Source organism: Cylindrospermum sp. FACHB-282 (assembly GCF_014697195.1).
Classification (GTDB): Bacteria; Cyanobacteriota; Cyanobacteriia; order Cyanobacteriales; family Nostocaceae; genus Cylindrospermum.
Map to the genome: position 1 here is coordinate 1 of NZ_JACJRJ010000102.1, position 2,816 is coordinate 2,816.

Below are 2,816 nucleotides of genomic sequence, written 5' to 3' on the forward strand. Positions count from 1 at the left end.
ACATCAAATTGGTGTAGTGGTATTTGGGTGGAATCAGGGACAAAGACAAGAAGCGCAGTTAGGTAGAACAACGCAATCATTTGTGCAGATACCAACCGCCAAACTCAAAAAACGAGTTAAACAGTTATGCGAGTACCACGGCATCAAATTTGTAGAAACTGAAGAATCCTATACCAGTAAAACTAGTTTTTTAGATGGTGATTTTCTACCTACTTTCGGCGCAAAACCTGAAGGGTGGAAACCAAGTGGAAAACGAGTAAAACGCGGTATGTTCCGCACAGGAAAAGGACTATTTATTAACGCTGATTTAAATGGTGCAGCGAATATACTTCGCAAGGTAGAGACACAATTAGGACTCGTCCTAGTCAAGGTCTGTAGGCAAGTTTTGACCCTTGCTACCAGATTTCGTATCTGGGAAACCAAAACTAAAAAGCGAAGTGGTACGGCTTCAGCCTACCACGTAGTATCAGTTTAGAATCCCCGTGTCTTTAGACCGGGGAGAGGTCAATCTAGTTTGAATTGTGGCATTCCGGAGATTTGCACAAAGGAAGGCTCCTGTTAGCAGTTTAGCAGGTGGCTAGATGGCGATGGGCACTCGGCCCGCCCGAAGCGATGGCGCAGAGCGCCCGCCGGAGGCGATGGGCACTCGGCCCGCCCGAAGCGATGGCGCAGAGCGCCCGCCGGAGGCGATCGCACTCTCGGCGGCTAGCGATAGGCTTGGGTGATACAGCAGTGACAAAAATAGATGTCTAGGGGTTTATCGACAGATATCGCCAAAACGATCTACCATATTTCAGAATTCATCATACGCAAGCATTTATCTTATGCCTAGTGTTGAACCTGACGAAATCCGCGAGCATCGCATTAAAACAGAGATAATTGTCGATGCTGAGGACAAAGAAGAACGGGCGATGGGTTGGTACTACTACCTCGACGATAATCTTAACGTTCCCTTTCTGGCTAAGTGGAAAAAGAAGGGACGCAAATCAACCGCTGTCGAGGAGAAACAAGTTGAAGTGCTAGGAATGGCACCAGAGGATGAGTGTTTAAAAGATATGTTGGTGGAAGTGGTTTATCCAGATGGTAAAGATGAAGATGTGTTTTCTGCCAAGCTATCAGAAATAGAGGCAATTGATGCTGATAGCGAAAGCCTAGAAGCACTCGCAGACTGGCAATATTGGCTTGCTAGAGGCTATAAATTTTGACATAAGCTGTTGGGCTTTTAATTTGAACATCAAGGGCGGGCTTTCCTGCCCACCCCACAAGAGTTAGATTGAATGATGGTATGCACATTATAGGATTGTCAGCTTACTCCCACACTGTATGCTTGCATACAGTGTGGGCTTCTCAGCAACTCCCTCTATCCCATCGGACATTAACTGAGTTTCCTTCTCTGATATAAAGGTCGATATAGGTATTGTTTCTAATTTCTACTTGAGAATTCCCTTGACAATTGAAATAAGTAGAGCAACGTAAATAATTAAAGGTTTGTAGTAAGGGGCTCTCAGCCCTACGAAAGAGGGCTTTAGCCCTCACTACGAGCAAATTTCAATAGTTTTTACTTTGCTTAACATAGTTTGATTTCTTTTCGCCTACTTACTTAGTGCAGAATCAACCAAGGAAAGATTTAATATATTAAAATAAGCTATTTGTCAAATACACGAGGTATGAGCATGAGTGAGAGGGAAACAGTTGAAACCAAATCTCTGAATATAAAATTGATAAATACGCTCATTCAAGTTATTCGCTCTCTTTCTCAAGAAGAACGCCAAATTTTGGAAGAAAAGCTATTTTTTGATAGTTCTGAACCCTCAAATCAAGAATTAATGAAAGTTGCTGAGATAGGAGGCTCATTTGATTTTTTGCATGATGAACCAGACATTTATACCTTAGCAGACGTAGAACCTATCTAATGTCTATTAAAAAATGAGATGTGATTTTAGCGCCCTTCCCATTTACTGATTTCAGTCAAACTAAGTTACGTCCTGCTGTGGTACTATGGGTTAGTTCTACGGGTAGTAATGATATTGTTATTTGTTTTATTTCTTCTCAAAACTTAATAACTTTGCAACCAGAAGAATTCTTGATTAGTGATTCAGATTTAGAGTTTGCCAGCACGGGTTTAAAAGTTAGTTCTAAAGTGATTGTATCGCGAATTGTTACTATAGATAGAAATTTGATTACCCGCCGTATTGGTAATTTAGGAATCAATCAACTGCAAGAGTTAAACACTCGCTTAATTCAAACTTTCCAACTATAACGACATGATGAAAAATGATATAATAGGAATTTGATAGTTTTCGGACAATTGACCTCTCCCCGGTCTAAAGACACGGGGATTCTAAACTGATACTACGTGGTAGGCTGAAGCCGTACCACTTCGCTTTTTAGTTTTGGTTTCCCAGATACGAAATCTGGTAGCAAGGGTCAAAACTTGCCTACAGACCTTGACTAGGACGAGTCCTAATTCTGTCTCTACCTTGCGAAGTATATTCGCTGCACCATTTAAATCAGCGTTAATAAATAGTCCTTTTCCTGTGCGGAACATACCGCGTTTTACTCGTTTTCCACTTGGTTTCCACCCTTCAGGTTTTGCGCCGAAAGTAGGTAGAAAATCACCATCTAAAAAACTAGTTTTACTGGTATAGGATTCTTCAGTTTCTACAAATTTGATGCCGTGGTACTCGCATAACTGTTTAACTCGTTTTTTGAGTTTGGCGGTTGGTATCTGCACAAATGATTGCGTTGTTCTACCTAACTGCGCTTCTTGTCTTTGTCCCTGATTCCACCCAAATACCACTACACCAATTTGATGT

6 protein-coding genes are annotated in these 2,816 nt (G+C 41.5%); 5 read left to right on the top strand and 1 reads right to left on the bottom strand.

The genetic code is table 11. From position 1 onward, the window contains the following. The 5 genes from H6G32_RS26270 to H6G32_RS26290 all read left to right on the top strand — a co-directional run. A partial coding sequence (locus tag H6G32_RS26270; protein ID WP_190453510.1) for a zinc ribbon domain-containing protein occupies nucleotides 1–475 on the top strand: 475 nt, incomplete at its 5' end. Nucleotides 476–573: 98 nt separating this feature from the next. Continuing rightward, nucleotides 574–753 (top strand): hypothetical protein, encoded by a 180-nt coding sequence (locus H6G32_RS26275; protein ID WP_190463686.1) that lies wholly within the window; start codon nucleotides 574–576, stop codon nucleotides 751–753. A 71-nt stretch (nucleotides 754–824) separates the two neighbouring features. Further along, a complete protein-coding gene (locus H6G32_RS26280) occupies nucleotides 825–1,205 on the top strand; it encodes a calcium-binding protein (protein WP_190463687.1) in 381 nt (126 codons plus the stop codon). A gap of 468 nt (nucleotides 1,206–1,673) precedes the next feature. Beyond that, complete coding sequence (locus H6G32_RS26285; RefSeq protein WP_190463689.1) at nucleotides 1,674–1,913, top strand: hypothetical protein; 240 nt, start codon at nucleotides 1,674–1,676, stop codon at nucleotides 1,911–1,913. Between the two features lie 20 nt (nucleotides 1,914–1,933). Beyond that, complete coding sequence (locus tag H6G32_RS26290; protein ID WP_309232644.1) at nucleotides 1,934–2,260, top strand: type II toxin-antitoxin system PemK/MazF family toxin; 327 nt, start codon at nucleotides 1,934–1,936, stop codon at nucleotides 2,258–2,260. 81 nt (nucleotides 2,261–2,341) lie between these two features. Here H6G32_RS26290 and H6G32_RS26295 read toward each other — a convergent pair. After that, nucleotides 2,342–2,816: zinc ribbon domain-containing protein (locus H6G32_RS26295; protein ID WP_190463690.1), on the bottom strand; the 475-nt coding region annotated here is incomplete at its 5' end.